Below are 26,018 nucleotides of genomic sequence, written 5' to 3' on the forward strand. Positions count from 1 at the left end.
GCCGTCCGGGGCATTGACGGTGAAGGTGCCGTGCTGGGTCAACGCCGCGTTGTCGGGGTCGCTGCCGTAGGTGAGGTTTTTCTCGTAGACGGTCAGTTCGCCGCCTGCGACGTCCAGGCCGCCGAGGGTCACCCCGTCATCGTTGTTGTGTACGATGAGCACCAGCCTGGCGGTGCTGCTGTCGCCGTCAGCATCGGTGAGGGTGTAGGTGAAGGTCTCGGTGCCGTTGCCGCCGGCGTGCAAGTCCTTGAAGTCGGCGTCGCCGGGATTGAGGGTGTAGGTGTAGGTGCCATTGGCGTTAAGTACGAGGGTGCCGTAGGTGCCGATGAAAGTGCCGGGGGTGATCGGGCCGCTGTTGGGGCCGGTCGCGATGCGGTCGGCGCCTTGCACGTCGTTGCCCAGAACGTTGCCTTCGAGGGTGAGCAGGGTTTCCGAGGCGGTGTTGGCATTGTGGTCATCGATCGCCTGGGGCACGTCGTCGGTGATGTTGACGTCCAGGGTACCGGTGGCGGTGTCGCCATTGCTGTCACCGGCCACCACGGTGAAGTGTTCACTGAGTTGGGTGCCGTCACCGGTGGAATGGTTCTCGCTGCCGTTGAGGGTGTAGCTGTAACTCACCACGCCCGTGGTCGGGTTGTAGCCGGTGATGGTCAGGGTGCTACCCAGCGGCGTGGTGATCGACTGCGGAAAACCGCTGGCCACGCCGCCGCTGATCACATTGATCCCACCGATGCTCAGGCTGCTCAGCCCGTCGGGCGCCGAGACGGTGAAGGTGCCGCTCTGGGTCAGCGCGTTGGGGTTGCTCGCCGAACCCTCGGCCAGGTTGGCTTCCTTGACGGTCAGTTCACCGCCCTCCACTGACAGCCCGTTGAGGGTGACCGGATTGTTCTCGGGCGGGGTGACCACAGGCGGTATGACTTGCGGTGGAGTGACTTCCGGCGGCGTGACTTCGGGCGGAGTGGTTTCAGGTGGTGTTACCAGAGGCGGAATTACCACCACTGGCGGCGTAACGACAGGCGGCGTAATCAGCGGTGCAGAGGCGCCGTCGTCCGGGTTGTGATCGCCGTCGTGCCGCTCCCGAGGAAATTCCGGAATGCCGTTGAACCCGGCGGTGGGGAAACCAAGGGTTGGATCGACATGCCCCCCCACTTCCTCAAGCATGACAAAACTGTGGCCCCCGCCCAGTGCGCCCCCGGCAGGTCCGGTCGAACCCGGGCCGGCCGCCGTGGCTTCAGCGGTCTGGGTCGGGTCGTCACCGGCGGCAATGGCTTTTTGCAGTTGCTCGACATCGGTCAACTGTGCCTGGCTCGGGGTCGTTGCTTCAGCCGTATCGACATGGGGCGAAGTTTGCGCCAACAACTGGTCAGTCATTTGCAGGCTACTGTCGCGGCCTAGCGTCAGTTCCTGGCCGTTCTGCAGATGCACCGCCACCGCGCCTTCGGCCCCGGTCACCAGTTGATCGCCGGCAAACAACCGATCCCCCTCGACCAGCACTCGACGGGCGCCATCACCCGCCACCGCGAAGACCTGACCGATAACCTTGCTGACGATACCGATGAGCGTAGCCATGTGCATTCCCTCCGCTGCCAACGCTTTGTCGGCACCCTGTCTGAATGCGGAGAATATGCACATGGGCTCAAGCAGGTTACCTGGCGAATCGCCGCCGCCGTCGCGACCTGGATAAACCCTTTGCAATCAATGGCATTGGGCTACCTGTCGAAAACAACGTCATCCGCCAGCGTTGCGTAACAGTCCTGAATCACCTTGGCGACAAAAAACCGTCACCCCAGTCTGCGCCGCATCCCTCCCCTCCAGCACTTCTCCGCTCTTTGTCGATAAGTGGACTTGACCTTTCCTCAAGCCCTGATGAGCGCCATAAGGCACATAAATCAAGGGCTTTCGCAGTGAACAATGTGCTGGATTTTGCAGAGTACATAAGTTTTTTTTGGCATAAAGCTTATGAGAAAAACTTCTTAGGTTCGCCTGAAAATGTTCTTAGCTCTCTTGTTACAAGCATGAAACGGTTTTACCTATAAATGTCGTCAAATAATTGGCGACGCATAAAGCACTATTAGGATTCAGGGAGATGAACCATGCGCCTTTTAAACCCCCTCTTCAGCGCGGTTTTGCTGGCAATTGCCTGCAGTTCCCAAGCGCATGCCATGTCGCTGACCGAAGCGATCCAGAGCACTATCGCGACCCACCCGGAGCTGGCATCGCGGGTGGACAGCCGTCTGTCGGCTGATGAAGACGTGAAGGTCGCCAAGGGGGGCTTTTATCCATCAGTGGACCTGAATGCCGCGTACGGGCGCGGGTACAGCGACAACACCAACACCCGGGCGCTGGGCAATCACCACACCGAAATCCTCAATTACACCCAGTCGGAACTGCGTCTGCGGCAGATGCTCTTCGACGGGTTCAATACCGCCAACGAAGTCGAGCGGACCAAGGGCGTCGTCAACTCCCGGGCGTATTACGCCCAGGGCACCGCCCAGGACCTGGCCCTGCGTACTACCGAGGTGTACCTCGAAGTGCTCAAGCGCCGCGAACTGGTGACCTTGGCCAAGAACAACCTGCAAGCGCACTTGCGCGTCAACGATCAGATCGGCCTGCGCACCGAGCGCGGGGTCGGCAGCAACGCCGATGCCGACCAGTCCAGTGCCCGTAGGGCCCTGGCGGAAAACAACCTCGACACCGCCGAAGTCGATCTGGCCGACGCCGAGTCGAACTTCGCCGCCGTGGTCGGCCGCCTGCCCGATGAACTCGAAGCGCCGCCGTCGATCCGTGGCGAAGTGCCGGCCTCGCTGACGGATGCCCAGCAAAGCATGGTGGACAACAACCCGTACCTGAAATCCGCCCAGGCCGACGTGCAATCGGCCGAGAGCCAGTACGAAGTTGCCAAGTCGCCGTTCTACCCACGCTTCGACGCCGAAGCCGCGGTAGGCGCGAACAACAACATCGCCGGCGAAGAAGGCCATGACAACGAATGGCGGGTCGGTGTGGTGATGAACTACAACCTGTTCCGCGGCGGCAGCGACAAGGCGCGCCTGCAATCCGATGCCCACAAGATCAATCAGGCGATGGACATCCGCAACAACGCCTTGCGCCAGCTCAACGAAAACATCCACCTGGCCTGGAACGCCATGGTCAACGCCAAGAAACAAACGCCAACCGCCCGCGAGTACGCCGAGACCAGCCGACGCGTGCGCGTGGCGTATCAGGATCAGTTCGGCCTCGGCCAACGTACCCTGCTCGACCTGCTGGACAGCGAAAACGAGCTGTACAACGCCAACCGCCGCTACACCGAAGTCCGCTACACCGAGGAGTATTCGATGTACCGTGTGCTGGCGAACATGGGCCAGTTGCTGAGCAAGCAACGCGTGGTGCTGCCGGCCGACGCCGTCGCCCAGGCCGAAGTGAAAAGCGAAGCTCGCCTGCCTGAACTCAGGTGAACAGCCCTGTGTAGGGCGTGCAGATACCCATGCCATATGCCGTAGCGCAACGGGAGCGATCAATGTGACCAGCATGGAAACCGCCAACACCGGTGTCGATCCACGCCTGAGCTTCGATGACCCGCTTCTGGACGGTCTGTTGATCCTCTGCAAACTCCATGGCGCGACGGTCAGTCGCGCCAGCCTCAGTGCCGGGCTCCCAATGGCACACCAACGCTTGAGCCTGGACCTGCTGCCCCGCGCAGCGGCCCGGGCGGGACTGCAGGCGCGCCTGCTGCGTCGCGAACTGAAAGACATCAGCGCGCTCAACCTGCCGGTATTGCTGCTGCTCAACAACGGCCGCACCACCGTGTTGCGCCGCTATGGCGAGGACGGCCGTGTCCTGGTCCTGCCCAGCGAAGCCGATGGCGGCGAGCAATGGACCACCACCCAAGAACTTGCCGAACACTACAGTGGCCAGGCGCTCTTCGCCCGGCCCCGGCATGAACTCGAAGACCTTCGTTCCCCCCTGGTGCCGCGGGTAGAGGCCTGGTTTCGCGACACGTTGAAGCTGTCGAAATGGTTATACAGTGATGCGATCCTGGCGAGTTTCCTGATCAACCTGCTGGGGCTGATGGTGCCGCTGTTCGTGATGCAGACCTACGACCGCGTGGTGCCGAACCAGGCCACCTCGACCCTGTGGGTGCTGTCCGTCGGCCTGCTGATCGGTACCGGTTTCGAACTGGTGCTGCGGGTGGTGCGCGCGCACTTGCTGGACACCGCCGGCAAGAAGACCGACGTGATTCTCTCGGCGACCCTGTTCGAACGCATCACCGGCATGGCGATGAAAGCCAGGCCTGCGACCATCGGTGGCTTTGCCCAGAGCATTCACGACTTCCAGGGCCTGCGTGAGTTCCTCACCGCCGTGACCCTTACCAGCCTGATCGACCTGCCCTTTGCCCTGCTGATGCTGGTGGTGATCGGCCTGCTGGGCGGCTGGCTGGTGGTGATTCCGGTCCTGGCGTTCCCGATCACGATCATTTTCGCCATGATCATTCAGGCGCGCTTGCGCGACACCGTGCAGAAAAGCCTGAGCCTGGGCGCCGAACGCCAGGCCCTGCTGATCGAAACCCTCGGCGGCCTGGAAACCCTCAAGGCCTGCAGCGCCGAAAGCGAGCGCCAGCACAAATGGGAAAGCACCCACGGCGCCCTCACCCGCCTCGACAGCCATGCGCGTAATCTCTCGGCACTGGCCACCAACGGCACGCTATTCATCCAGCAGTTTTCCGGCATGGCGACCATCGTTGCCGGGGTCTACAGCATCATCGCCGGCAACCTCAGCGTCGGCGCGCTGGTGGCGACCTACATGCTCGGCAGCCGGGTACTGGCACCGCTAGGCCAAATCGCCGGCCTGATCACGCGCTACCAGCAAGCGCAGCTGACCATGAAAAGCACCGACGCGCTGATGTCCCTGCCGCAAGAACGCGATGCCAACCAACGCCCGCTGGAACGCACGCAACTGCAAGGCGCCCTGGACGTGGTCGGCGTGACCTTCCACTACAACGGCCAGAACGCCCCGGCGCTGGCCAATGTCAGCTTCAGCGTGAAACCCGGCGAACGGATCGGCATCATCGGTCGCAGCGGCTCGGGCAAAAGCACCCTGGCGCGCCTGGTGATGGGGTTCTACGAACCGGCGCAAGGCCAATTGCTGCTCGATGGCCTGGACCTGCGCCAACTGGACGTCGCGGACCTGCGCCATCAGATCGGCTACGTCGCTCATGACCTGCCGCTGCTGGCCGGTAGCTTGCGCGACAACCTGACTTTGGGGGCGCGCTACATCAGTGACGCGCGCATGCTCGAAGTGGCCGAACTGACCGGCGTCACCGAACTGGCCCGGCAACACCCGCAAGGCTTCGACCGCCCTGTCGGCGAGCGCGGGCAACTGCTGTCCGGTGGTCAACGCCAGGCGGTATTGCTCGCCCGGGCGTTGCTGCTCGACCCACCGATCATGCTGCTCGACGAGCCCACTAGTGCCATGGACAACAGCAGCGAAGACGCCTTGCGGCAAAAACTCCACACCTGGGTCCAGGGCAAGACCGTGCTGCTGGTGACCCATCGCACCTCGATGCTCAGCCTGGTCGATCGCCTGGTCGTGCTGGACAACGGACGGATCGTCGCTGACGGCCCGAAAGAAGCGGTCATCGATGCATTGCGCAAGGGCCGTGTTGGCTCTGCGGCCGTCTAGGAGTTGCCTATGTCCGCTTCATCGGATGCTTCGAAAGCACGTGGCTACTTCGACAGTTTCAGCAAAAGTGCCGAAGCCGAGTTCATGCCGGAAACGGCCGGCGCCGCGTTGCAGGACTCCCCACGCTGGTCGCGGATCACCGTATGGCTGGCTGCCGCGTTGCTGATCAGCGCGTTGGCCTGGGCCAAGTTCGCGGTGCTGCAGGAAGTCACCATGGGCGAAGGCAAGGCGATTCCGTCGAGCAAGGTCCAGGTGATCCAGAACCTCGAGGGCGGTATCGTCACCGAGATCTTCGTGCGTGAAGGGCAGATGGTGAACAAGGGCGACACCTTGCTGCGCCTGGATGACACGCGCTACCTGTCGAACAAGGGCGAAAGCGAGGTCGATCGCTATGCGCTGACCGCGCAGGTCGAACGCCTGTCGGCCGAAGCCGAAGGCCGGCCATTCAAGCTGTCGGAAGAAGTGATCGCCAAGGCGCCGCAAGTCGCCGAAGACGAACGCTCGCTGTACGAACAGCGGCAACGTCGACTGGCCAGCGAACAACGCACGCTCACCGAACAACTGCGGCAAAAAACCCAGGAACTGGCGGAATTTCGCTCGAAAGCCGGGCAATACGGCTCCAGCCTGGCGCTGGTCAACCAGGAGATGGCCATGTCCGAGCCGCTGGTCAAGACCGGCGCCGTATCACCGGTGGAGATCCTGCGGCTCAAGCGCAGCGCGGTGGAAATCCGTGGTTCGTTGAACGCCACCACCCTGGCCATTCCCCGGGCGGAATCGGCGATCGCCGAGATCAGGAGCAAGATCGACGAATCCGAACAGTCGTTCCGCTCGGATGCGGCCAAAGAGCTGAACGAGAAACGCACCGACCTGTCGAAAATCACAGCTTCCAGCATTGCCATCGACGACCGCGTGACCCGTACCACGGTGCTCTCGCCGGTCAAGGGCATCATCAAGATGCTGAAGGTCAATACCATCGGCGGCGTGGTCCAGCCGGGCAGTGACATGGTGGAAATCGTGCCGTTGGAAGACAACCTGCTGATCGAGGCCAAGGTTCGCCCACAGGACGTAGCGTTCCTGCATCCTGGCCAGAAAGCCATGGTCAAGTTCAGTGCCTACGATTACACGATCTACGGCGGCTTGAGCGCCAAGCTGGAGCTGATCGGCGCCGACACCATCACCGACGACAAGGGCAACAGCTTCTACCTGATCCAGGTGCGCACTGACAAAAATCACTTGGGCGGGGACGTAAAACCGTTGCTGATCATTCCGGGGATGGTGGCGACGGTGGATATCATTACCGGGGAGAAAACCGTGTTGGATTATCTGCTTAAACCGGTGTTGAAAGCGCGGACCGAGGCGATGCGCGAGCGGTAGTTACTCGAAAGTTGTGGTGATTGATCTACCGCCGAAAAGGCCGGCACATAGGACGATCATCTGTCGCCATGATTACGCTGGTAAACCTCCTCCCCCATCGCCGCAATCTGCCCCTCGATCAACGCCTCGAACGGCCTGAGCAACGGCGCAAAGCTGGTCGGCGCTTCAAGGGTTTCCAGCGCCTGCACGATCGCCTCCACCGTCGACAACGCCCCGGGCCCCGGTGCCTTTCGCAGTCGATAACGCGATACCCCGCCTGATACCAGCGTCACCCTCGGCAACGCCGCCAGCAGCGGATTCAGGTGCAGCATCTTGCGCGCCTTGCGCCAGGTGCCGTCCGGTACGACCAGCAACAGCGGCTCATCGGTGACGGGGCAGGCCTGCATCGGCTGCGCGTCCTCCCCGGGAAACAGCAACCGCGCCCGATAGCCTGGCGGGTTCAACAACCTCGGCAGATCCTCGAACACCTCACCGACGATCAACTCGGCATTGTTCAACCCAAGCGCCGCCAACCGCGCGGTGTTCAGGGCATGGTTCACTTCGCTCGGGTGTTGCAACAGCAACACGCGGGTGCGGCTGTCGAGGCTGGGGATCAGCGGGCACAGGCAATGGCTTTGCGGGCGCAGACAGCGCGGACATTGAATTCTCGGCATCTTCTTCACGCCTGGTTGAGTTGTGCTTTGAGCAGGTCGCGAAAGGTCTGGATCAGCGGCTCACGGCTGCGGCCACGGCGCACGATCATCGAGAACGGCGCCTGATAACCGAAGGTGGCCGGCAGCAGCACCCGCAGGTCGCCCTTGTCGGCCCACGCCTGGGCGTAGTGTTCCGGCAGGTAACCGATGTAGGCGCCGGACAGCACCAGAATCAGCTGCGCCTCCATACTCTCCACGGTTGCGGCGCTGTGCTTGAAACCATGACGGGCCAGTTCGGCCTGGCTCCAGTAGCCGCGACCGACCATGCGTTGCTGGGTGATGACCTGCTCGGGGATGCGCCGCTCGTTGAACAGCGGATGCCGGGTACTGCAATACAACCAGTGCTGTTCGCGGTACAGCGGCATGTACACCAGGCCGCTCATGCGCGTGGAAAACGCGCCGATGGCCAGGTCCAGGCGATTGTCCTGCACACCCAGTTGCAGTTCATAGGGGCTCATCACCGACAGGTGCAAGTGCACCGCCGGGTGCTCCTGGCTGTAGGCGCCGATGGCTTCGGCGAACGGCAGGGCCTTGTCGCTGACGGTGGAGTCGATCACCCCCAGGTTCAGCGTACCGCGCAATTCGCCCTTGAGTGCGGCGGCATATTGTTCGAAACCTTCGAGCTCGCCCAACAAACGCAGGGTTTCCTGATGGAACAGTTCACCCTTGCTGGTCAGGCTGAACCCGCCGCGGCCGCGATGGCACAAGACCAGGCCCAGGGCGGATTCGAGCTGGCTCATGTAGGTACTGATGGCCGACGTCGAGAGGTTGAGCTCGTGCTGGGCGTTGGCGAAGCCCTGATGACGCACCACGCTGACGAAGATGCGCAATAGTTTGAGGTCGGGTAAAGCGTTGGCCATGGGGGCTCCGTAACCTGTCCAGAGAGATCGTGGTAACGATCGGTGAGAAGTCTATCGCCGCCCCCGCCATTAGTTTAGAAAAATCTGAACTAAGTATTTGCCCGTAGCGATTCTTCCCGGCCACTACATTTCGCAGAATCGGCGCCACAAGGTTCGCCCGTGCCTTCCGTGGACGGCGAAACCCAATAAATAAAACAACGACGATGAGGCCCTACCCGTGGACAAGATTCTTCACCAACCACTGGGCGGCAACGAAATGCCGCGCTTCGGCGGCATCGCCACCATGATGCGACTCCCCCATGTACCGACCGCTGCAGGTCTGGACGCCGCTTTTGTCGGCGTGCCGCTGGACATCGGTACCTCCCTGCGCCCTGGCACTCGTTTCGGACCTCGCGAAATCCGCGCCGAATCGGTGATGATCCGCCCGTACAACATGGCCACCGGCGCTGCACCGTTTGACTCGCTGTCGGTTGCCGACATCGGCGATGTGGCGATCAACACCTTCAACCTGCTGGATGCCGTACGGATCATCGAAGAATCCTACGACAACATCCTCGAACACGATGTGATCCCCCTGACCCTGGGCGGCGACCACACCATCACCCTGCCGATCCTGCGTGCCATCCATAAAAAGCACGGTAAGGTCGGACTGGTGCACATCGATGCCCACGCCGATGTGAACGATCACATGTTTGGCGAGAAAATCGCCCACGGCACCACCTTCCGCCGCGCCGTCGAAGAAGGCCTGATCGATCCGGACCGTGTGGTCCAGATCGGCCTGCGCGCCCAGGGCTACACCGCTGATGACTTCAACTGGAGCCGCAACCAGGGCTTCCGAGTGGTCCAGGCCGAAGAGTGCTGGCACAAATCCCTGGCGCCACTGATGGCTGAAGTTCGCGAAAAAGTCGGCGGCGGCCCGGTGTACCTGAGCTTCGACATCGACGGCATCGATCCGGCCTGGGCGCCGGGTACCGGCACCCCGGAAATCGGTGGTCTGACGACCATTCAGGCCATCGAGATCGTTCGCGGCTGCCAAGGCCTGGACCTGGTCGGTTGCGATCTGGTAGAAGTCTCGCCCGCTTACGACACCACCGGCAACACCTCGCTGCTGGCCGCCAACCTGCTGTACGAAATGCTCTGCGTACTGCCTGGCGTGGTCCATCGCTGAGGATCGGTCATGAACGAACGTGATCAGGTATTGAAAGCGGCCGCCGACCTGGTGTCCGCCTTCGCCCGTAACGATCGCGAAGCCTACTTCGGCGCTTTCAGCCTTGATGCCAGCTTCGTCTTCTACACCCTCGAACAGCCGCTGCTGTCGCGCGCTGCCTACCAGGCATTGTGGGACCGCTGGCGTGCCGAGGACGGCTTCGAGGTGCTTTCGTGCACCTCGAGCAACGCCTTCGTCAGCCTGCAGGGCGACGTGGCGATTTTCATCCATGACGTGGCCACTGAGCTGCGCATGCAAGGGGAGCAACACTTCAGCCAGGAGCGCGAGACGATTGTTTTCAAAAAACAAGCGTCTGGCCAAGAACAACAAGGCCTATGGCTGGCCTGCCACGAACATTTGTCCGCGATGCCGGAAGGGCTGCCAACCCCTTAGCCAAACAGGTGACGCTCACACACGATGAGCGCGCCTTTATGATCGGAGCAGATCATGAATAACAACAACAACGACCAAAGCCTTACGCAGATTGAAACCCACGGGGTCGAACAGATCCCGGACAACGAACGCACCGCAGGCCCGACGGACTTGTTCCGGATGATCTTCGGGGGTTCCAACACCTTCGCCACCGCCGTGCTCGGCAGCTTCCCGGTACTGTTCGGCCTGTCTTTTCATGCGGGCGTGCTGGCGATCGTGCTGGGCGTGTTGCTGGGTTCGCTGATCCTCGCGCCGATGGGCCTGTTCGGTCCGATCAACGGCACCAACAACGCCGTGTCTTCCGGTGCACACTTCGGCGTGCACGGGCGGATCGTCGGATCGTTCCTGTCGCTGTTGACCGCCATTGCCTTCTTCTCGCTCTCGGTGTGGAGTTCGGGTGATGCGCTGATCGGTGGCGCCAAACGCCTGATCGGCCTGCCGGAAACCGACCTGACCCTGGGCCTGGCCTACGGTCTGTTCGCGATCCTGGTGCTGACCGTGTGCATCTATGGCTTCCGTTTCCTGCTGTGGGTCAACAAGATCGCGGTATGGAGCGCCAGCCTGTTGTTCCTGTTGGGCGTCTTCGCTTTCGCAGGGCCTTTCGATGTGAACTACGCCGGCACCGTGAACATGGGGCAGCCGGGTTTCTGGGCAGCGTTCATCGGCGCCGCGCTGGTGGCCATGAGCAACCCGATCTCCTTCGGTGCGTTCCTGGGCGACTGGTCGCGCTACATTCCGCGTGACACCTCCAAGCGCCGGATCATGGCGGCGGTGGTGATTTCGCAAATCGCGACCTTCATCCCGTTCCTGTTTGGCCTGACCACTGCGACCATCGTAGCGATCAAGGCTCCGGACTACATCGCGGCCAACAACTATGTCGGCGGCTTGCTGGCGGTTTCACCCAGCTGGTTCTTCCTGCCGGTGTGCCTGATTGCGGTGATCGGCGGCATGTCCACCGGCACCACCTCGCTCTATGGCACCGGGCTGGACATGTCCAGCGTGTTTCCACGGGTGCTGTCGCGGGTCAAGGCGACGTTGCTGATCGGTGTGATGTCGATTGCGTTCATCTTCATCGGACGCTTCGCGGCGAACCTAGTGCAGAGCGTGTCGACTTTCGCCGTGCTGATCATCACCTGCACCACCCCCTGGATGGTGATCATGATCATCGGCCTGCTGGTGCGTCGCGGCTTCTATTGCCCGGATGACCTGCAAGTGTTCACCCGCGGCGAGAAAGGTGGCCGCTACTGGTTCACCCACGGCTGGAACTGGCGTGGCCTGGGTGCCTGGATCCCGAGCGCGGCCGTCGGCCTGTGCTTCGTGAACCTGCCGGGGCAGTTCGTCGGACCACTGGGCGAAATGGCCGGCGGCATCGACATCAGCCTGCCGGTCACCCTGGGCCTGGCCTCGCTGGTGTACCTGGCACTGCTGAGCCTGTTCCCGGAACCGCGCGCGGTGTTCGGCCCGAATGATCCACGCAGCAAGAGCACGGATCCGCTCGTTAAACCGGCTATCCGCCAAACAGCTTGATCCACCTGTAGGAGCGAGGCTTGCCCGCGAAGAACGATGACGCGGTTTGCCTGATGGACCGCGGTGCCTTGTTCGCGGGCAAGCCACGCTCCTACAGAAAAGATTGATTTTCAGCCTCACATAAAAAAGACAATCGGAGACACGCCATCATGGCTTTGGATTTATTCGTCGTACTCATCTACGCCGCCGCGATGCTGATACTCGGCTATTACGGCATGCGCAAGGCCAAGACCAACGAAGACTTTTTGGTCGCCGGTCGTAACCTCGGCCCGAGCCTGTACATGGGCACCATGGCCGCCACCGTCCTGGGCGGTGCGTCCACCGTGGGCACCGTGCGCCTGGGCTACGTGCATGGCATCTCCGGTTTCTGGCTGTGCGCAGCACTGGGTTGCGGGATCGTGGCGCTGAACCTGTTCCTCGCCAAGCCATTGCTCAAGCTGAAGATCTACACCGTTACCCAGGTCCTGGAAAAACGCTACAACCCGATGGCCCGCTCCGCGAGTGCGGCGATCATGCTGGCGTACGCGCTGATGATCGGCGTGACCTCGATCCTGGCCATCGGCACCGTGCTGCAAGTGCTGTTCGGCCTGCCATTCTGGGTCTCGGTACTGCTCGGCGGTGGCGTCGTGGTGGTTTATTCGGCCATTGGCGGCATGTGGTCGCTGACCCTGACCGACATCGTCCAGTTCGTGATCAAGACCGTAGGCCTGATGTTCATCCTGCTGCCAATCTGCATGTACCGTGTGGGCGGCTGGGATGAACTGGTGTTGAAACTCCCGGCGGCAAGCTTCAGCTTCACCACCATCGGCTGGGACACCATCATCACCTACTTCATGATCTACTTCTTCGGCATCCTGATCGGTCAGGACATCTGGCAACGGGTGTTCACCGTCAAGACCGCCAAAGTCGCCCAGGTCGCCGGTACCGCTGCCGGTATCTACTGCATCATCTACGGTCTGGCCTGCGCCCTGATCGGCATGGCCGCTCACGTACTGATCGCGGACCTGGACAACGTCAACAACGCTTTCGCCGCCATCGTGAAGCTGTCCCTGCCGGACGGTATCCGAGGCCTGGTGATCGCTGCCGCACTGGCCGCCATGATGTCCACCGCCAGCGCCGGCCTGCTCGCCGCCGCCACCACCCTGACCGAAGACCTGCTGCCAAAACTGCGCGGTGGTAAACAGTCGAGCCTGGGCCTGAACCGCCTGGTAACCCTGCTGACCGGTATCGTGGTGCTGGGTATCGCCCTGGTGGTGAACGACGTGATCAGCGCCCTGACCCTGGCCTACAACCTGTTGGTGGGCGGCATGCTGGTGCCGCTGATCGGCGCGATCTTCTGGAAACGCGCCACCACCGCCGGCGCCATCGCCAGCATGGGTCTGGGCTTCGCCACAGCGCTGGTGTTCATGTTCAAGGACGGCCTGGATGCCAACACGCCGATCTACTACAGCCTCGGCGTAGGCCTGGTGAGCTTCGTGGTCGTTAGCCTGCTGTCTCGTCGCCCGATGACGCTGGCCAGCGCCGCCTAAGCTGAAACATAACGACTTGATGCTTTCTTCGACGAGTGTGGCGTCGGTTGCCACACTCGTTTTTTTTCGCCTGAAGGAAACTGCCCATGAAGATCGTCAGCCGCGATCAGTGGTTCGAAGTCAAACAGCTCAGTGACGGCATCCGCCTGATTCACGAGCCCTTCATTCGCCCCTTCTATCGCTGCAACCTTTGGCATATCCAGGGCCGCGATAAAGACCTGTTGCTGGACAGCGGATCGGGGCTGGTCAGCCTGCGCGAACAACTGCCATGGATCACCGAGCGGCCCCTGGTGGCGGTGGCCAGTCACTGCCATTTCGACCACATTGCCGGGCACCACGAATTCGTCGAGCGCCTGGTGCACCCGGCGGAGGCGGACATCCTTGCCGCACCGGACGGTGAGAACGACTTGAGCAAGGCCTTTGTCGGCGACGACATGTTCGAAGCGCACCCCGATTGTCCGTTGTGCTACGCCGAGTATCGGGTCAAGGCCGCACCGGCCACCGGGACCATCGAGGAAGGCGATGTATTGGACCTGGGCAACCGGGTGATGCAAGTGCTGCACACGCCGGGGCACTCGCCGGGCGGCATCAGCCTGTACGAAGCGGCCACCGAGACCCTGTTCAGCGGCGACATCATTTACGACGGGCCGTTGATCGAAGACGCTTACCACTCCAACCTCGACGACTACGTACGCAGTCTGCAGCGTTTGCGTGCCCTGCCGATCCGTACGGTGCATGGCGGGCATTTCGGCAGCTTTTCCGGGGACCATCTACGCCATATGATTGACCAGTGGCAACGCTCGCACGCCTGAAGCCTGCTGTACTCAATCCCAGGAACAAAATGCAGGGACGATCACCACAACGTCGTCGAAGCCCCCATGAAAAGAACTGCCGTGCGTGCCACCGTGCATCAGTACATCAGCCGCCTGCTTGAAGGCCGGGATGACTTCGACGACAACGCCAGCCTGGCGCAGTTGGGATTGGATAAAGCGGATATCGAAGACCTGATCTTCCATCTGGAAGACGAACTCGGCTTGACGGCGTTCACCGCCGAGGAAGACCGGATGCTCAAGACCGCCAGGACGGCAAACGACTTGAGCCGGTTCTTGATGGAGATCGGGCGGCATTGACCTGGCCGATTTCCCTGTGAAACACCCATTGCTCATGGAGCAGCAGCCTTTGGCTGCTGCTGCAAAACGGCGTCGCGTTTACCGGCGACGCTGCTGGCGTCGACGCTGTTCGTCGTCGGTACGAATAGGCACAGGTTGCAGAGGCGGTTCAATCAAACCGAGCGCAACACCCAGGTCGTGCAGCCAGTTTTGGATTTTCTCTTTCATGATGCCCCCTTCAGGGTAGTGCCGGGCGACCGGAATTCTGTAGTCGCTTCGCACTGATAATAGTCCGAAGTGTCGAGCAATGCTCGCCAAACATAGCAACGATCTGTTACTGAATGGATCACAATCCGACGACAAGAGTTCAGCCAGGCGCATTGCCACCAGCGGGCGGCCTCACTCAAGGCTGTCCAAGCGTCCTGCGTAAACGTCGGCGCACCCACTGTTCAGCGCTTACAAAGGTAATCCCCAGCAGCACCAGAATGGCTCCGATGACAAAATTGAGGCTCAGCGCCTCCCCCAGCAGGACAACCCCGAACGTGACGCCAAACAGGGGCGTCATGAATGAAAATACCGCCAGGTTGGCCGCCAGGTAACGGCGCAGCAGCCAAAACCAGACCAGGTAGCTGAAGAACGAGACCACGATGCCCTGGAACAACACGCTGGCCACCGCCACGCGGGTCACGCTGACGTGGGTGATCTGGCCACTGAGCAACGCAATCAGCAACAGGCCGACGAAACCGACGATCAGCTGATAAAACAAGGTCAGGGTCACCGGCGCCTCCGACAGACGCGATGCGCGCACCACCACGGTGGTCGCCCCCCAGCAGGCTCCCGCCAGGACGCCCAGCGCATCGCCCAGCAACATGCGGCGATCGAGGTTGTCCCAGGACAAACCACCGGCAAAGGCAATGCCGATCCCGACGAAGGCGAGGAAAATGCCCAGCCATTGCAAAGGCCGCAAACGCTCGCTCGGCAATAACCAATGCACGCCCAGCGCCGTAAAAATCGGCGCGGTGTAGAGGAACACCGACATGTGCGCCGCCGTGGTCAGCTGCAGGCCTTCGGAAATGAACAGGAACTCCAGGCCAAACAAGGCCCCGGCCAACAGCCCGCCGCGCCAGGTGGCGCCCACCTGGTTCCAGCCGCCCTTCCAGCAGATCAACAACCCCACCAGCAGTGCGGACAGGCCCGAACGCCCGGCTGCCTGCATGACCGGCGCAATATCGGGCGCCGCCCACTTGATCATTACCTGCTGAATGCCCCAGACCAGGCACAACCCCACCATCACTTGCAGGGCAAATCCATCGGCGCTGCGCCGGGAGGCGCTCACCCTGATACCTCGACAACACAGAACATGGGAGGATCAGCTCAGTTCAATACGATCGGCATGAATGACAATCTGGCCGTTCTTGTACAACGCACCAATGGCCTTCTTGAAGTTGCCCTTGCTGACGCCGAACATGCTGCTGATCAGGGTTGGATCGCTCTTGTCGCTGACGGCCAGGCTGCCGTTGTTCTCGCGTAACTTGGCGAGGATCTTCGAGTTCAGGCTGCTGGCCGCTTCGACACCCACCGGTTGCAGGCTCAGGCTGATCTTGCCGTCGCTGCGAACTTCCTTGATGAAGCCCTTCTCTTCTTTGCCGGCGCGCATGAACTTGAAGATTTCGTTCTTGTGAATCAGGCCCCAGTGCTTGTTGTTGATGATTGCCTTGAAGCCCATGTCGGTGGCTTCGGCCACCAGCAAATCAACTTCCTGACCTGGGGTGTAGTTGGCGGGCGTCTTGTCCAGATACCGGTCCAGACGCGCCGTCGCGGTAATGCGGCGGGTATGCTTGTCGAGGTAGACATGCACCACGGCATATTCACCGGCCGTCATCTGGCGCTTTTCTTCCGAATACGGCAACAGCAGGTCTTTGGGCAGGCCCCAATCGAGGAACACGCCAATACTATTGACTTCAACAACTTTCAAACTGGCGAATTCACCGACTTGAACTTTCGGCTTTTCAGTAGTTGCGATGAGTTTGTCATCGCTATCCAGATAAACAAAAACGTTGAGCCAGTCTTCATCTTCACTGGGAATATCTTTTGGAATATAACGATTAGGCAGCAGGATTTCGCCATCCGCGCCACCGTCCAGATATAAACCGAAGTTAGTGTGTTTAACTATTTGTAAACTGTTGTAACGCCCGACTAAAGCCATGTCCAATACCCTCATTGCGTGGCGCCATTCTACCCGGTTTTAGCGGTCAGGTTCGGCGGTCAGCCCGGTGGAGCCAGAAATTCCGCGCAAAGCCTTAATTTTCTTGGTTTTGCCCTGCTCGACCGGCCGCTCGTCTGACTGATCTGTCAGTTATCCTGCCGCCCACCCTGGATGGAGCGCTGTTTTTCCGAGCCGAGTTCTTAGTTAAAACAGCGGCTTAGGGCAATATCGCAAATAACAACTTGCATTTTGTCGCACCACCACCCAATGTCCTCCAGCGGATATTTACCAAGCAAATATGAAGTCAATCCTGTACGATGCCTGGCCAAGTTAATTTTCTACAGGTTAATGGCCGCCATGCGCGTAAAAGCATCCAACAGCAAAGCAAAGCCAGCTCCAGCCGTCGAAACCAGCGAGTCGATCAACAGCCAGATCGCTGCGTTTCTCAAATCCGGTGGTGAAATCCAGCAAATTGCCAAAGGTGTCAGCGGCCAGACGTTCGGCCCGTCCAAGCAGATCACGCTCGGCAAGAAGTAATACCCTGCGCTGCACCTGGTCCCTAAGCGCTTTGAGCTTCGAAGCGCTTGGACTGGAACCCCGCCCCACCCTCGCTGCAAACCCTCCAATCTTGTAGAAATCGACGAACGGCCCTCACTCGCCGTCATTCGTCGGTATTCTTGCACGCGTCTAGATCAAGCGTTTCAGCAGGCTCAAGCTTGCGCTCGCTGTCCATGGAGTGACGCATGCGCATACCCTCTTGCTTACCCCTACTGCTCGCCGGCCTGCTGGCGTGTCCGACGGTGCACGGGCAAATCTTTCAACGCGAGCTGGGGGCCTTCGACCTCAAGCTCGGGACGAGCCCCAGTCGCAGCATGGCCCAGGGCCTCGTCAAGCCATCGGCCGTTGGCTCGTTTCATGGCGGCCTGGACCTGACTCATGACAGCGGTTTCTACTTTGGCCAATGGTCGCCGAGCATGGGCATCAGTCCGGGGAAGAACCTCGAAATAGACTCCTACGCGGGCTTCAAGCAACCCTTCGACCAGGTCCTTGGCTACGAAGTGGGCGTTATCCATTACAGCTACCCCGAAGTCGACACCCTCGACAGTCAGGAAGTGTTCGGTGGCCTCACCCTGTTGGGCAGTCGTTTCGGCGCAGCCTTGAGCAACGACCCGGACAAACAGAACAGCACGCTGTTTGCCGACCTGCGCGGCAACCAGCCGTTCGGTATCGGGGTCAGCATGAAATACACCACCCATCAATTGAACACGCCAGTCGCGGTGGACGGCGGTTATGTCGGCAGCTTCACCGACTGGTCGGTAAAACTGTCCCGACCGTTCATGGGCATAGATGTCGATCTGATCTACAGCGACTCCAGCCTCAACGGCAGCTATTGTTCAGCCTATACCGGGCAAAATAGTCAGTGCGACGCACTACTCACCCTCAAGGCCGAGCGCGCGTTCTACTGACGGGCTGAACTGCCGGGTTGATTCTGCGTTCAGATGAGAAACAGCTCCAGAAGCCAGGCTTTCGCAAGGATTCGCCCATGTCTAGCTGGATTAAACACATCGCCTTAGTACTCATGTTCACCCTTGCCCTCGGCGCGTGCAGCCGCATGGGCGTTGCCTATCGCAACCTCGACGTGATCATTCCCTGGACGCTCAGCGATTACCTGGACATGAACGGTGAGCAAAAGAACTGGCTTAGCGAACGCCTGAAAGAACACCTGGATTGGCATTGCAGCACGCAAATGCCGGGGTATCTCGACTGGCTGGACCGTTTGCAGACCATGATCGCGACCAACCAGGTAACCGATGCCGCGCTGCAGGCGCGCACGGCGGAAGCCGAAGCGGCAATCGCCGAGACGGCCCGGGAAATCACGCCTTCAGCCATCGAATTGCTGCAGGGCCTGGATGACAATCAGGTCGCGGAAATGAACGAGGCTTTCGCCAAGGACCAGCGCAAGCGTCAGGAGAAATACCTGAAACCGCCGCTGGAGCAGCAGATCAGGCAGCGTGGCGAGCGCATGGAGAAACGCTTGAATGAATGGCTAGGACCGCTCAGCGCCTCTCAACACCAGCGAGTCTTGGCCTGGTCGAATGCCTTGGGCGATCAGAACACGCAATGGATCGCCAACCGCATCCACTGGCAGAAACAGTTCAGTGCCGCAGTGGCGCAGCGCCACACACCACAATTCCCACAGCGAATCGAGACGCTTCTGGTCAATCGTGAGAGCTTGTGGACACCGGCTTACCGCGAGGCTTTTGCCAAGACCGAAGCCCAGGCACGGGCACTATTTGTGGATTTAATGGCGGAAAGTACCCCGGACCAGCGTGATCGATTGCTGAAAAAGATCGAGAGCGTGAGGAAGGATTTCAGTGATTTGAAGTGCCTGAAAGCGGCGAAGCAGGGTTGAAAGATCAAAGGATCGTCCGAACGCGGACCGAACCTTCGGCAGCTCCTACAGGATGTCCGCCGATCCCCTGTAGGAGCTGCCGCAGGCTGCGATCTTTTAGCTCAGGCGATCTGTGCCTTCGAAGCCACCTCATCGAACGTCAGTTCGTCCAGGGCATCCTCCTGCTCATCCAGCACCTGCCGCGGATGGTCATTGCCCGGAATGCTGCTGTCGATCAGGCTCAGAAGGCTTGCGCCCCGGGGCGTCAAAATGTAATTCGACCCGGAACCACCCTGCTCCTCCGGCCGAGGTTCGATATACCCGCGCTCCAGCAGCAGCTTTTCATACTCGCCGGCCACTGCTTTCAAATGATCCAGGTTTTCAGTCTGCTCACCTTCCGATGCTTTCTCCGCGGCATACTGCTCGGCGTAGGGCCGCGGCGTGAAGCTGCTCGCACCGTTCTGCACTTCGTGCAGCAAGCGTTCAATCAAATCCCAGTTATAAGTCGTCATCCCGTTTCAACCTCCGGTACCCGTGAGAAAGAGGGGCCTTCTTAGGTTGTGACAGATGTGCACGGTAGCCGTTCAGCCCACGTCTTTACCGCTACCGACCGGCGGTATGTCGAATTACCGGCAAGTCAAACGACTAGGCTGTGTAAGTCACTTCCGCGCATCACGCAGGAGAAAGCCCATGAACATTCAGAATCACCCGGTCGTGTCCCGGGAAGAATGGCTCGCCGCCCGCATGCAACATCTCGCCCACGAAAAGGCCTTCACCAAGGAACGCGACAGGCTCAGTGCCGAGCGCCGCGCCCTGCCCTGGGTAAAAATCGACAAGGACTACCACTTTCAGGGCGCCAACGGTGAACTGAAACTCGCCGACCTGTTCGGTGGCCGCAGCCAGCTAGTCATTTACCATTTCATGTTCGCCGACGGTTGGGACGAGGGCTGTCCCGGATGCTCCTTCCTGTCGGACCACATCGACGGCGCCAACCAGCACCTGGCGCACCACGATGTCGCGGTGGTGGCGGTGTCCCATGCACCGTTCGCCGAGTTCCAGGCGTTCAAACGGCGCATGGGCTGGACATTCGACTGGGTGTCGTCCGAAGGCTGCGATTTCAACTATGACTTCGGTGTGACGGCCCGCCCCGAAGACGTCGCCGCCGGCAAGGCCACCTACAACTACGAAAAAACCGACGGCTCTGAAGAGGAACTCCCCGGTCTCAGCGTGTTTTATCGCAATGAAGCCGGCGAGATTTTCCACACTTACTCGACTTATGCCCGCGGCCTGGATCTGTTGGTCGGTACATACAACTACCTCGACCTGACGCCCAAGGGGCGCAACGAAGACGAAATAATGGATTGGGTGCGCCATCATGATCGGTACGATGATAAGGCGCCCAAGAGCTGCTGCCATGGGGGATGAGGGTGAACTTTTTCCCTGTTGCAGGCCTCAACCGGTTAACCCGCCTTAACCGGAACTGAGGCCTCACAGATGAAAATCCTGCTGAAACTCACCCTCGCCACCACCCTAGCCTGCGCCCTGCCCGTCTGGGCCTGCACACCCGAGGAGGCCACCCTCAAGCGCGAGCAGCTGGCCAAGGAAGTTACCAGGCTCACCGAACAGAACCCGACCAAGGCCAAGGAAATCAACGACGAGCTGCAGAAGATGGACCTGGGAACGGCCGCCAAGGATTTGCCGGACAAGTGCCAGTTGATTGATCAGCGGCTCAAGGAATTGGGTACGGCCGAGAAGAAAGCCGAAAGTTGAAGATAAAAAACCCGGACACTGTCCGGGTTTTTATTGAGCTAACCGAGGCGCTTATTCAGCGGCCGGCGCTTCCGGCTTGCGGCGCTTGAGCGGGGCCATGCCGTCCTTGCTGACCAGAGAGTCGCTCTTCGGACGGTTGACGCTCTTGCGTTTGGTCGGGGTCTTGGCGGCGACTTTTTTCTTGTCGCCCTTGGCGTCGGTTTTTTTCTTCTTCACGCCGACGGCCTTGCCGGAGGCCTTGACCTTTTTCGGTCCGCCGTAGGTACCTTTGACTTCCTTGATGGTGCGGCGCTCGAAGCTCTGCTTGAGGTAGCGCTCGATGCTCGACATCAGGTTCCAGTCGCCGTGGCAGATCAGCGAGATGGCCAGGCCATCGTTGCCGGCACGACCGGTACGACCAATGCGGTGCACGTATTCGTCACCACTGCGCGGCATGTCGAAGTTGATCACCAGGTCCAGGCCGTCCACGTCCAGGCCGCGCGCGGCGACGTCGGTGGCCACGAGGATTTTTACCCCGCCCTGCTTCAGACGATCGATCGCCAGTTTGCGATCCTTCTGGTCTTTCTCGCCGTGCAGCACGAACGCCTTGTATTCCTGGGCCACCAGGCGGCCGTAGATGCGGTCGGCCATGGCCCGGGTGTTGGTGAAGACGATGGCCTTCTGGTAGGTCTCGTTGGCCAGCAGCCAGTTGACGATCTGTTCTTTGTGCTGGTTGTGGTCAGCGGTGATGATTTGCTGGCGGGTGGTTTCGTTCAGCTGGCTGACCGCATTGAGCTGCAGGTGCTCAGGATTGTTCAGGACCTTGGCGATCATCTCGCGCAGGCCGGAACCGCCCGTGGTGGCGGAGAACAACATGGTCTGCTGGCGGTTGGTGCACTCGTCCACCAGGCGCTGTACGTCTTCAGCGAAACCCATGTCGAGCATGCGGTCGGCTTCGTCGAGCACCAGCACTTCGACTTCCTTGAGGTCAAGGTTGCCAGCGTTCAGTTGCTCGATCATCCGGCCTGGGGTGCCGATCAGGATGTCCGGCACCTTGCGCAGCATGGCAGCCTGGACCTTGAAGTCTTCGCCGCCGGTGATCAGGCCGGACTTGATGAAGGTGAATTGCGAGAAGCGTTCAACTTCTTTCAAGGTTTGCTGGGCCAGCTCGCGGGTTGGCAGCAGGATCAGGGTCTTGATGCTGACGCGGATCTTGGCCGGACCGATCAAGCGGTTGAGGATCGGCAAAACGAATGCAGCGGTCTTGCCGCTACCGGTTTGCGCTGTCACCCGCAGGTCACGACCTTGGAGCGCCAGCGGAATAGCCGCTGCTTGCACAGGCGTTGGCTCGACAAATTTCAGCTCGGCCACGGCTTTGAGCAGGCGTTCGTGCAAGGCGAATTCGGAAAACACGGGTGCTACCTCGAAGAAATGCAAAAAAACAGCTGCATAGGGTACCGGTTTCGAGCGCTCAGGCCGAGTTTCTTTGTACAAATGGCGCTAATCAGTGGTTTTTTTGTTGCCCGATTTGTCCCTGAACGTAATACAAAGCGTCTTAAATGCTCTAATCGCCCCTCGCGTCCCAATAGAAGAATCGTTTTTGCCCATGGATATCAAACAGCTCTGGCTCAATGCCCAAGACCTTTGGGGTGCCCTCGACCAGCATCCGCTCGTGCACGCCAGCCTGGCCCTGATGGTGTTGTTGTTCATTGCCCTGGCCCTCGGACGAGTGGCTCGCTACCTGATCCTGCACGCCAGCAAAATTCTTGGCCGTCAGCCGGCGCTGCACTGGATCAACGACTTGCGACACAACAAGGTGTTCCAGCGGCTGGCGCAGATAATTCCGTCGCTGGTGATCCAGTTCGGCCTGCACCTGGTGCCGGAGCTCAGCAAGACCGCGATGCTGTTCCTCGGCAACGTGGCGCTGGCGTTCACCATCCTGTTCCTGCTGCTGTCCGTCTCTGCATTGCTCAATGCCCTGCTGGACATCTACGCCCGCACCGAACATGCGCGCACCCGCTCGATCAAAGGCTATGTGCAACTGGCGAAAATGGTCTTGTACGTGTTTGGCGCGATCATCATCGTCGCCACCTTGATCGATCGTTCGCCGCTGTTACTGCTGTCGGGCCTGGGTGCGATGTCGGCGGTGATCCTGTTGGTCTACAAGGACACCCTGCTGTCGTTCGTCGCCAGCGTGCAGCTGACCAGCAACGACATGCTGCGGGTCGGCGACTGGATCGAGATGCCACAGGTCGGTGCCGACGGCGATGTGGTGGACATCACCCTACACACGGTCAAGGTGCAGAACTTCGACAAGACCATTGTCTCGATCCCGACCTGGCGCCTGATGTCCGAGTCCTTCAAGAACTGGCGCGGCATGCAGCAGTCCGGTGGCCGGCGGATCAAGCGCAGCCTGTTCATCGACGCCAGTGGCGTGCGGTTCGTTCGCGATGACGAGGAGCTCAAGCTCTCCCAGGTGCATCTGCTCACGGACTACATCAGCCGCAAGCAGGCCGAGCTCAAGGCCTGGAACGAGGCCCAGGGCAATGTCGCGGCGATGTCGGCCAATCGAAGGCGCATGACCAACATTGGCACCTTTCGCGCCTATGCACTGGCCTATCTGAAGAGTCATCCAGAGATCCAGCCCAACATGACCTGCATGGTCCGGCAAATGCAGACCACGGCCCAGGGTATTCCGCTGGAAATCTACTGCTTTACCCGCACCACCGCGTGGGCCGATTACGAACGGATCCAGGGGGATATTTTCGATTACTTGCTGGCGGTGTTGCCGGAGTTTGGGTTGAGCCTTTATCAGCAGCCCAGCGGCACGGATTTACGCGCCGGCTTGCTGCCGGCGGTGCTAGGCGCGAGCCACATCCCCGAGCCGGAAAAGCACGTGATGTAGGAGCTGCCGCAGGCGATCTTTTGACTTTCAAGATCAAAAGATCGCAGCCTGCGGCAGCTCCTACGCGGGTTTTGTGTGCTGCCTGATACCTAATCGGCTAATCCACACCGCCATCAGGATCACCGAACCACCCAGCAATAACCGCCCCAGCTCCTCATGCTGATTCCAGATCAGCAGGTTGATCAGCAACCCCACCGGTACATGCAGGTTGTTCATCACCGCCAGTGTCCCGCCGTTGACCAGGCAGGCGCCCTTGTTCCACCAGTACAGCCCGAGCGCGGTCGAGACCAGGCCGAGGAACAGCAGCACGCCCCATTGCAGCGGTGCTTCGGGCAGGAAGTTGGATTTGCCGAACATAAGGAACGCCGGCAACGCCACCGCCAGTGCGCCCAGGTAGAAATAGCCGAATCGCCGGTAATGCGGCAAATCACTCGGATGGCGCGCCACCAGGTGTTTGTAGAGCACCTGCCCGGCGGCGTAGGTGAAGTTGGCCAGTTGCAGCAGCAGGAATCCCATGAAGAAGTCCGGGTTGATCCGGTCGTAGCGAATCACCGCTGCGCCACCCACAGCTACCAGTGCCGCGACCAAGGCCCAGGGATTGAAACGACGGTTCAACGCGTCTTCGATCAGGGTCACGTGCAGCGGCGTGAGGATAGTGAACAGCAGCACTTCCGGTACCGTCAGCACGCGGAAGCTCAGGTAGAGGCAGACGTAGGTCACACCAAACTGCAACGCGCCGATCAGCAACATGCCGCGCATGAACGCCGGCTCCACCGAACGCCAGCGGGTCAGCGGGATGAAAACCAGTCCCGCCAGCAGCACGCGTATCAGCACCGCGAAGTAACTGTCGACATGACCGGCCAGGTACTCGCCGATCAGACTGAAGGAAAACGCCTGGATCAGCGTGACAAAAAGTAGATAGCCCATGCTCGCCTCGTCTTGAATGGCGGCGAAGATAGCGGGTTTTGACGGGGATCGCGAACAGTCAAACGATACAAAAAACCTGTAGGAGCGAGCTTGCTCCGGGCGGCGTTCCGACGATGGTCGTCAACGATAACGCGCACAAGCTGGATGAACGCAGCGCCCTTGAGTTCTTCGCGAGCAAGCTCGCTCCTACAGGATCTTATGGCGACGACAAATCCCAGGCAAAAAAAAGCCCGATCTCGCTAAAGCGTTCAATCGGGCTAGAGCACTCAGGAGCAACAAGTGCAAAGGGAGGTTCGATGCGCGTATGGGCTTGAAGGGTAACGCGCCAGGTCACTAGAACATCCGGTGATTATCTGGCGATTAACGGCTCAAGCCACTTGGGAAAGCTTGGCGTTCGCCTGGTTCAGGCCTTTCTCCTGGAAGTCGCCGCCCAGGTTCATGCCTTCGGCATGGATGAACGTCACGTCGTGGATGCCGATAAAACCCATGACCTGGCGCAGGTAAGGTTCCTGGTGATCTGCGGTGCTGCCGGCGTAGATCCCGCCGCGAGCGGTCAGTACATAAGCGCGCTTGCCGCTGAGCAGGCCTTGTGGGCCGGTTTCGGTGTACTTGAAGGTCACGCCGGCACGCAGCACATGGTCGAGCCAAGCCTTGAGGGTGCTCGGGATGGCGAAGTTGTACATCGGTGCGGCCATCACCAGCACGTCGGCGGCGAGCAGCTCGTCGGTCAGCTGGTTGGAGCGTTCCAGGGACAGCTGTTCGATGTCGCTGCGCTGATCGGCGGGTTTCATCCAGCCGCCCAACAGGTTGATATCCAGGTGTGGCACCGGGTTGACGGCCAGGTCACGAACGGTGATCTGATCCTTCGGATGCGCGGCTTGCCACTGGGCGATGAAGGTCTGGGTCAGTTGACGGGAAACCGAGTCTTGCTGACGGGCACTGCTTTCGATGATCAGAACGCGGGACATGGGCTGTAGCCTCCATCTGAGAATGCTGTAGGTCGATGGAGTGAAGGTTAAACAGCGTCATATCGATTAAAAAGCGCAAATAACTGCTATAACCGATCAAGAAATTCGTTTATAAGCGGAGCATCAGCGATTGGCGTGCTCTGCTGGAGGTCATTTCGGCTTGCAGGTCATGCTGATGTACAGCTTGATGATCTTGCGGTTGAACTTGGCGGAAAGATCCGCGCTTTTGCCGGCGTCGAGATTGATCCTGCGGGTCTTGGGCGATTCAGGACCGTTGCGAAACACCACCGTGCATTCGGCAGCGGTGTCGCCGTAGTTGTTCACGGTGATCGAACCCATGTCGTAATCGGAAGCGTAGGTGGTGTAGTCGATCTTCAGTCCATTGAGCTCTTTCTGTACATCGATCGGATAAGCAAACGCAGTCAGCGGCAGCATTGCCAGTACCAAAAAAACGATTTTTTTCAT

Annotated in this window: 26 protein-coding genes; 15 read left to right on the top strand and 11 right to left on the bottom strand. The window is 60.1% G+C overall.

The window, feature by feature from the left end; all coding sequences use genetic code 11:
- The coding region (locus ACYP2Q_RS23600; protein WP_459732697.1) for a retention module-containing protein at positions 1 to 1,569 on the bottom strand (1,569 nt) is incomplete at its 3' end.
- 524 nt (positions 1,570 to 2,093) lie between these two features.
- Between ACYP2Q_RS23600 and ACYP2Q_RS23605 the strand changes: the two genes are divergently transcribed.
- The 3 genes from ACYP2Q_RS23605 (at position 2,094) to ACYP2Q_RS23615 (ending at position 7,050) form a co-directional block, all read left to right on the top strand.
- Positions 2,094 to 3,452, top strand: coding sequence for a TolC family outer membrane protein (locus ACYP2Q_RS23605; RefSeq protein WP_459732698.1), 1,359 nt, complete (start codon positions 2,094 to 2,096; stop codon positions 3,450 to 3,452).
- 64 nt (positions 3,453 to 3,516) lie between these two features.
- Positions 3,517 to 5,676: a type I secretion system permease/ATPase gene (locus ACYP2Q_RS23610; protein WP_459732699.1), complete on the top strand. Its 2,160-nt coding sequence runs from the start codon at positions 3,517 to 3,519 to the stop codon at positions 5,674 to 5,676.
- Positions 5,677 to 5,685: 9 nt separating this feature from the next.
- Entirely contained in the window at positions 5,686 to 7,050 is a 1,365-nt protein-coding gene (locus ACYP2Q_RS23615) for an HlyD family type I secretion periplasmic adaptor subunit (protein WP_459732700.1), read from the top strand.
- Between the two features lie 56 nt (positions 7,051 to 7,106).
- On the opposite strand, the gene ACYP2Q_RS23620 is transcribed toward ACYP2Q_RS23615, so the two are convergent.
- The gene (locus tag ACYP2Q_RS23620) at positions 7,107 to 7,703 is read right to left on the bottom strand and encodes a tRNA-uridine aminocarboxypropyltransferase (RefSeq protein ID WP_459732701.1); all 597 of its coding nucleotides are present in this window, start codon (positions 7,701 to 7,703) and stop codon (positions 7,107 to 7,109) included.
- A gap of 5 nt (positions 7,704 to 7,708) precedes the next feature.
- Positions 7,709 to 8,602 (bottom strand): LysR family transcriptional regulator, encoded by an 894-nt coding sequence (locus ACYP2Q_RS23625; RefSeq protein ID WP_053156392.1) that lies wholly within the window; start codon positions 8,600 to 8,602, stop codon positions 7,709 to 7,711.
- 217 nt (positions 8,603 to 8,819) lie between these two features.
- On the opposite strand from ACYP2Q_RS23625, the gene speB reads away from it, so the two are divergent.
- The 6 genes from speB to ACYP2Q_RS23655 all read left to right on the top strand — a co-directional run bounded on the left by speB (position 8,820) and on the right by ACYP2Q_RS23655 (position 14,427).
- The gene (gene speB, locus ACYP2Q_RS23630) at positions 8,820 to 9,770 is read left to right on the top strand and encodes an agmatinase (protein ID WP_008060136.1); all 951 of its coding nucleotides are present in this window, start codon (positions 8,820 to 8,822) and stop codon (positions 9,768 to 9,770) included.
- A gap of 9 nt (positions 9,771 to 9,779) precedes the next feature.
- Entirely contained in the window at positions 9,780 to 10,202 is a 423-nt protein-coding gene (locus ACYP2Q_RS23635; RefSeq protein WP_459732702.1) for a YybH family protein, read from the top strand.
- Between the two features lie 54 nt (positions 10,203 to 10,256).
- Positions 10,257 to 11,768 carry a purine-cytosine permease family protein gene (locus tag ACYP2Q_RS23640; protein WP_459732703.1) on the top strand — a complete coding sequence of 504 codons (1,512 nt, stop codon included), beginning with the start codon at positions 10,257 to 10,259 and terminating at the stop codon, positions 11,766 to 11,768.
- A gap of 149 nt (positions 11,769 to 11,917) precedes the next feature.
- Positions 11,918 to 13,297, top strand: coding sequence for a sodium:solute symporter family protein (locus ACYP2Q_RS23645; protein WP_459732704.1), 1,380 nt, complete (start codon positions 11,918 to 11,920; stop codon positions 13,295 to 13,297).
- 86 nt (positions 13,298 to 13,383) lie between these two features.
- Positions 13,384 to 14,109 (top strand): MBL fold metallo-hydrolase, encoded by a 726-nt coding sequence (locus ACYP2Q_RS23650; protein ID WP_459732705.1) that lies wholly within the window; start codon positions 13,384 to 13,386, stop codon positions 14,107 to 14,109.
- A gap of 66 nt (positions 14,110 to 14,175) precedes the next feature.
- On the top strand, positions 14,176 to 14,427 hold the full coding sequence (locus ACYP2Q_RS23655) for an acyl carrier protein (RefSeq protein ID WP_459732706.1): 252 nt from the start codon (positions 14,176 to 14,178) through the stop codon (positions 14,425 to 14,427).
- Between the two features lie 78 nt (positions 14,428 to 14,505).
- Here ACYP2Q_RS23655 and ACYP2Q_RS23660 read toward each other — a convergent pair whose 3' ends face one another.
- The 3 genes from ACYP2Q_RS23660 to ACYP2Q_RS23670 all read right to left on the bottom strand — a co-directional run bounded on the left by ACYP2Q_RS23660 (position 14,506) and on the right by ACYP2Q_RS23670 (position 16,612).
- Entirely contained in the window at positions 14,506 to 14,634 is a 129-nt protein-coding gene (locus ACYP2Q_RS23660) for a PA1414 family protein (protein WP_007914492.1), read from the bottom strand.
- A gap of 175 nt (positions 14,635 to 14,809) precedes the next feature.
- Positions 14,810 to 15,742, bottom strand: coding sequence for a DMT family transporter (locus ACYP2Q_RS23665; RefSeq protein WP_459732707.1), 933 nt, complete (start codon positions 15,740 to 15,742; stop codon positions 14,810 to 14,812).
- A gap of 33 nt (positions 15,743 to 15,775) precedes the next feature.
- The gene (locus ACYP2Q_RS23670) at positions 15,776 to 16,612 is read right to left on the bottom strand and encodes a CvfB family protein (RefSeq protein WP_459732708.1); all 837 of its coding nucleotides are present in this window, start codon (positions 16,610 to 16,612) and stop codon (positions 15,776 to 15,778) included.
- Between the two features lie 348 nt (positions 16,613 to 16,960).
- Between ACYP2Q_RS23670 and ACYP2Q_RS23675 the strand changes: the two genes are divergently transcribed.
- From ACYP2Q_RS23675 to ACYP2Q_RS23685, 3 genes are all read left to right on the top strand, one after another.
- A complete protein-coding gene (locus tag ACYP2Q_RS23675; protein ID WP_172668627.1) occupies positions 16,961 to 17,149 on the top strand; it encodes a hypothetical protein in 189 nt (62 codons plus the stop codon).
- Between the two features lie 206 nt (positions 17,150 to 17,355).
- Positions 17,356 to 18,078 carry a TorF family putative porin gene (locus ACYP2Q_RS23680; protein ID WP_459732709.1) on the top strand — a complete coding sequence of 241 codons (723 nt, stop codon included), beginning with the start codon at positions 17,356 to 17,358 and terminating at the stop codon, positions 18,076 to 18,078.
- A gap of 77 nt (positions 18,079 to 18,155) precedes the next feature.
- Complete coding sequence (locus tag ACYP2Q_RS23685) at positions 18,156 to 19,025, top strand: DUF6279 family lipoprotein (protein WP_459732710.1); 870 nt, start codon at positions 18,156 to 18,158, stop codon at positions 19,023 to 19,025.
- A gap of 101 nt (positions 19,026 to 19,126) precedes the next feature.
- Here ACYP2Q_RS23685 and ACYP2Q_RS23690 read toward each other — a convergent pair whose 3' ends face one another.
- A complete protein-coding gene (locus ACYP2Q_RS23690) occupies positions 19,127 to 19,516 on the bottom strand; it encodes a hypothetical protein (RefSeq protein WP_046816826.1) in 390 nt (129 codons plus the stop codon).
- Positions 19,517 to 19,694: 178 nt separating this feature from the next.
- Here ACYP2Q_RS23690 and ACYP2Q_RS23695 point away from each other — a divergent pair, with 178 nt between their 5' ends.
- Both ACYP2Q_RS23695 and ACYP2Q_RS23700 read left to right on the top strand, forming a co-directional pair.
- Positions 19,695 to 20,429, top strand: a complete 735-nt coding sequence (locus ACYP2Q_RS23695; RefSeq protein ID WP_459732711.1) for a DUF899 domain-containing protein — start codon at positions 19,695 to 19,697, stop codon at positions 20,427 to 20,429.
- A 69-nt stretch (positions 20,430 to 20,498) separates the two neighbouring features.
- Positions 20,499 to 20,774, top strand: a complete 276-nt coding sequence (locus tag ACYP2Q_RS23700) for a hypothetical protein (RefSeq protein ID WP_459732712.1) — start codon at positions 20,499 to 20,501, stop codon at positions 20,772 to 20,774.
- Between the two features lie 51 nt (positions 20,775 to 20,825).
- Here the strand turns inward: ACYP2Q_RS23700 and ACYP2Q_RS23705 are convergent, their stop codons facing one another.
- Positions 20,826 to 22,166, bottom strand: coding sequence for a DEAD/DEAH box helicase (locus ACYP2Q_RS23705; protein WP_459732713.1), 1,341 nt, complete (start codon positions 22,164 to 22,166; stop codon positions 20,826 to 20,828).
- 193 nt (positions 22,167 to 22,359) lie between these two features.
- Here ACYP2Q_RS23705 and ACYP2Q_RS23710 point away from each other — a divergent pair, with 193 nt between their 5' ends.
- Positions 22,360 to 23,658: a mechanosensitive ion channel family protein gene (locus ACYP2Q_RS23710; protein WP_459732714.1), complete on the top strand. Its 1,299-nt coding sequence runs from the start codon at positions 22,360 to 22,362 to the stop codon at positions 23,656 to 23,658.
- A gap of 60 nt (positions 23,659 to 23,718) precedes the next feature.
- Here the strand turns inward: ACYP2Q_RS23710 and ACYP2Q_RS23715 are convergent, their stop codons facing one another.
- The 3 genes from ACYP2Q_RS23715 to ACYP2Q_RS23725 form a co-directional block, all read right to left on the bottom strand.
- Complete coding sequence (locus ACYP2Q_RS23715; protein ID WP_459732715.1) at positions 23,719 to 24,585, bottom strand: carboxylate/amino acid/amine transporter; 867 nt, start codon at positions 24,583 to 24,585, stop codon at positions 23,719 to 23,721.
- Positions 24,586 to 24,953: 368 nt separating this feature from the next.
- Positions 24,954 to 25,553 (bottom strand): FMN-dependent NADH-azoreductase, encoded by a 600-nt coding sequence (locus ACYP2Q_RS23720; RefSeq protein ID WP_046816820.1) that lies wholly within the window; start codon positions 25,551 to 25,553, stop codon positions 24,954 to 24,956.
- A 150-nt stretch (positions 25,554 to 25,703) separates the two neighbouring features.
- Entirely contained in the window at positions 25,704 to 26,018 is a 315-nt protein-coding gene (locus tag ACYP2Q_RS23725) for a 3-phosphoglycerate kinase (RefSeq protein ID WP_459732716.1), read from the bottom strand.

The organism is Pseudomonas sp. MHK4, assembly GCF_054600775.1.

Bases quoted from the DNA above. Each gene is read 5' to 3' on its own strand.
- ACYP2Q_RS23605 (WP_459732698.1), top strand. From the start codon at position 2,094: ATGCGCCTTTTAAACCCCCTCTTCAGCGCGGTTTTGCTGGCAATTGCC.
- ACYP2Q_RS23615 (WP_459732700.1), top strand. From the start codon at position 5,686: ATGTCCGCTTCATCGGATGCTTCGAAAGCACGTGGCTACTTCGACAGT.
- ACYP2Q_RS23620 (WP_459732701.1), bottom strand. From the start codon at position 7,703: ATGCCGAGAATTCAATGTCCGCGCTGTCTGCGCCCGCAAAGCCATTGC.
- ACYP2Q_RS23625 (WP_053156392.1), bottom strand. From the start codon at position 8,602: ATGGCCAACGCTTTACCCGACCTCAAACTATTGCGCATCTTCGTCAGC.
- ACYP2Q_RS23635 (WP_459732702.1), top strand. From the start codon at position 9,780: ATGAACGAACGTGATCAGGTATTGAAAGCGGCCGCCGACCTGGTGTCC.
- ACYP2Q_RS23640 (WP_459732703.1), top strand. From the start codon at position 10,257: ATGAATAACAACAACAACGACCAAAGCCTTACGCAGATTGAAACCCAC.
- ACYP2Q_RS23645 (WP_459732704.1), top strand. From the start codon at position 11,918: ATGGCTTTGGATTTATTCGTCGTACTCATCTACGCCGCCGCGATGCTG.
- ACYP2Q_RS23650 (WP_459732705.1), top strand. From the start codon at position 13,384: ATGAAGATCGTCAGCCGCGATCAGTGGTTCGAAGTCAAACAGCTCAGT.
- ACYP2Q_RS23655 (WP_459732706.1), top strand. From the start codon at position 14,176: ATGAAAAGAACTGCCGTGCGTGCCACCGTGCATCAGTACATCAGCCGC.
- ACYP2Q_RS23660 (WP_007914492.1), bottom strand. From the start codon at position 14,634: ATGAAAGAGAAAATCCAAAACTGGCTGCACGACCTGGGTGTTGCGCTC.
- ACYP2Q_RS23670 (WP_459732708.1), bottom strand. From the start codon at position 16,612: ATGGCTTTAGTCGGGCGTTACAACAGTTTACAAATAGTTAAACACACT.
- ACYP2Q_RS23675 (WP_172668627.1), top strand. From the start codon at position 16,961: ATGGCCGCCATGCGCGTAAAAGCATCCAACAGCAAAGCAAAGCCAGCT.
- ACYP2Q_RS23680 (WP_459732709.1), top strand. From the start codon at position 17,356: ATGCGCATACCCTCTTGCTTACCCCTACTGCTCGCCGGCCTGCTGGCG.
- ACYP2Q_RS23685 (WP_459732710.1), top strand. From the start codon at position 18,156: ATGTCTAGCTGGATTAAACACATCGCCTTAGTACTCATGTTCACCCTT.
- ACYP2Q_RS23690 (WP_046816826.1), bottom strand. From the start codon at position 19,516: ATGACGACTTATAACTGGGATTTGATTGAACGCTTGCTGCACGAAGTG.
- ACYP2Q_RS23695 (WP_459732711.1), top strand. From the start codon at position 19,695: ATGAACATTCAGAATCACCCGGTCGTGTCCCGGGAAGAATGGCTCGCC.
- ACYP2Q_RS23700 (WP_459732712.1), top strand. From the start codon at position 20,499: ATGAAAATCCTGCTGAAACTCACCCTCGCCACCACCCTAGCCTGCGCC.
- ACYP2Q_RS23710 (WP_459732714.1), top strand. From the start codon at position 22,360: ATGGATATCAAACAGCTCTGGCTCAATGCCCAAGACCTTTGGGGTGCC.
- ACYP2Q_RS23715 (WP_459732715.1), bottom strand. From the start codon at position 24,585: ATGGGCTATCTACTTTTTGTCACGCTGATCCAGGCGTTTTCCTTCAGT.
- ACYP2Q_RS23720 (WP_046816820.1), bottom strand. From the start codon at position 25,553: ATGTCCCGCGTTCTGATCATCGAAAGCAGTGCCCGTCAGCAAGACTCG.
- ACYP2Q_RS23725 (WP_459732716.1), bottom strand. From the start codon at position 26,018: ATGAAAAAAATCGTTTTTTTGGTACTGGCAATGCTGCCGCTGACTGCG.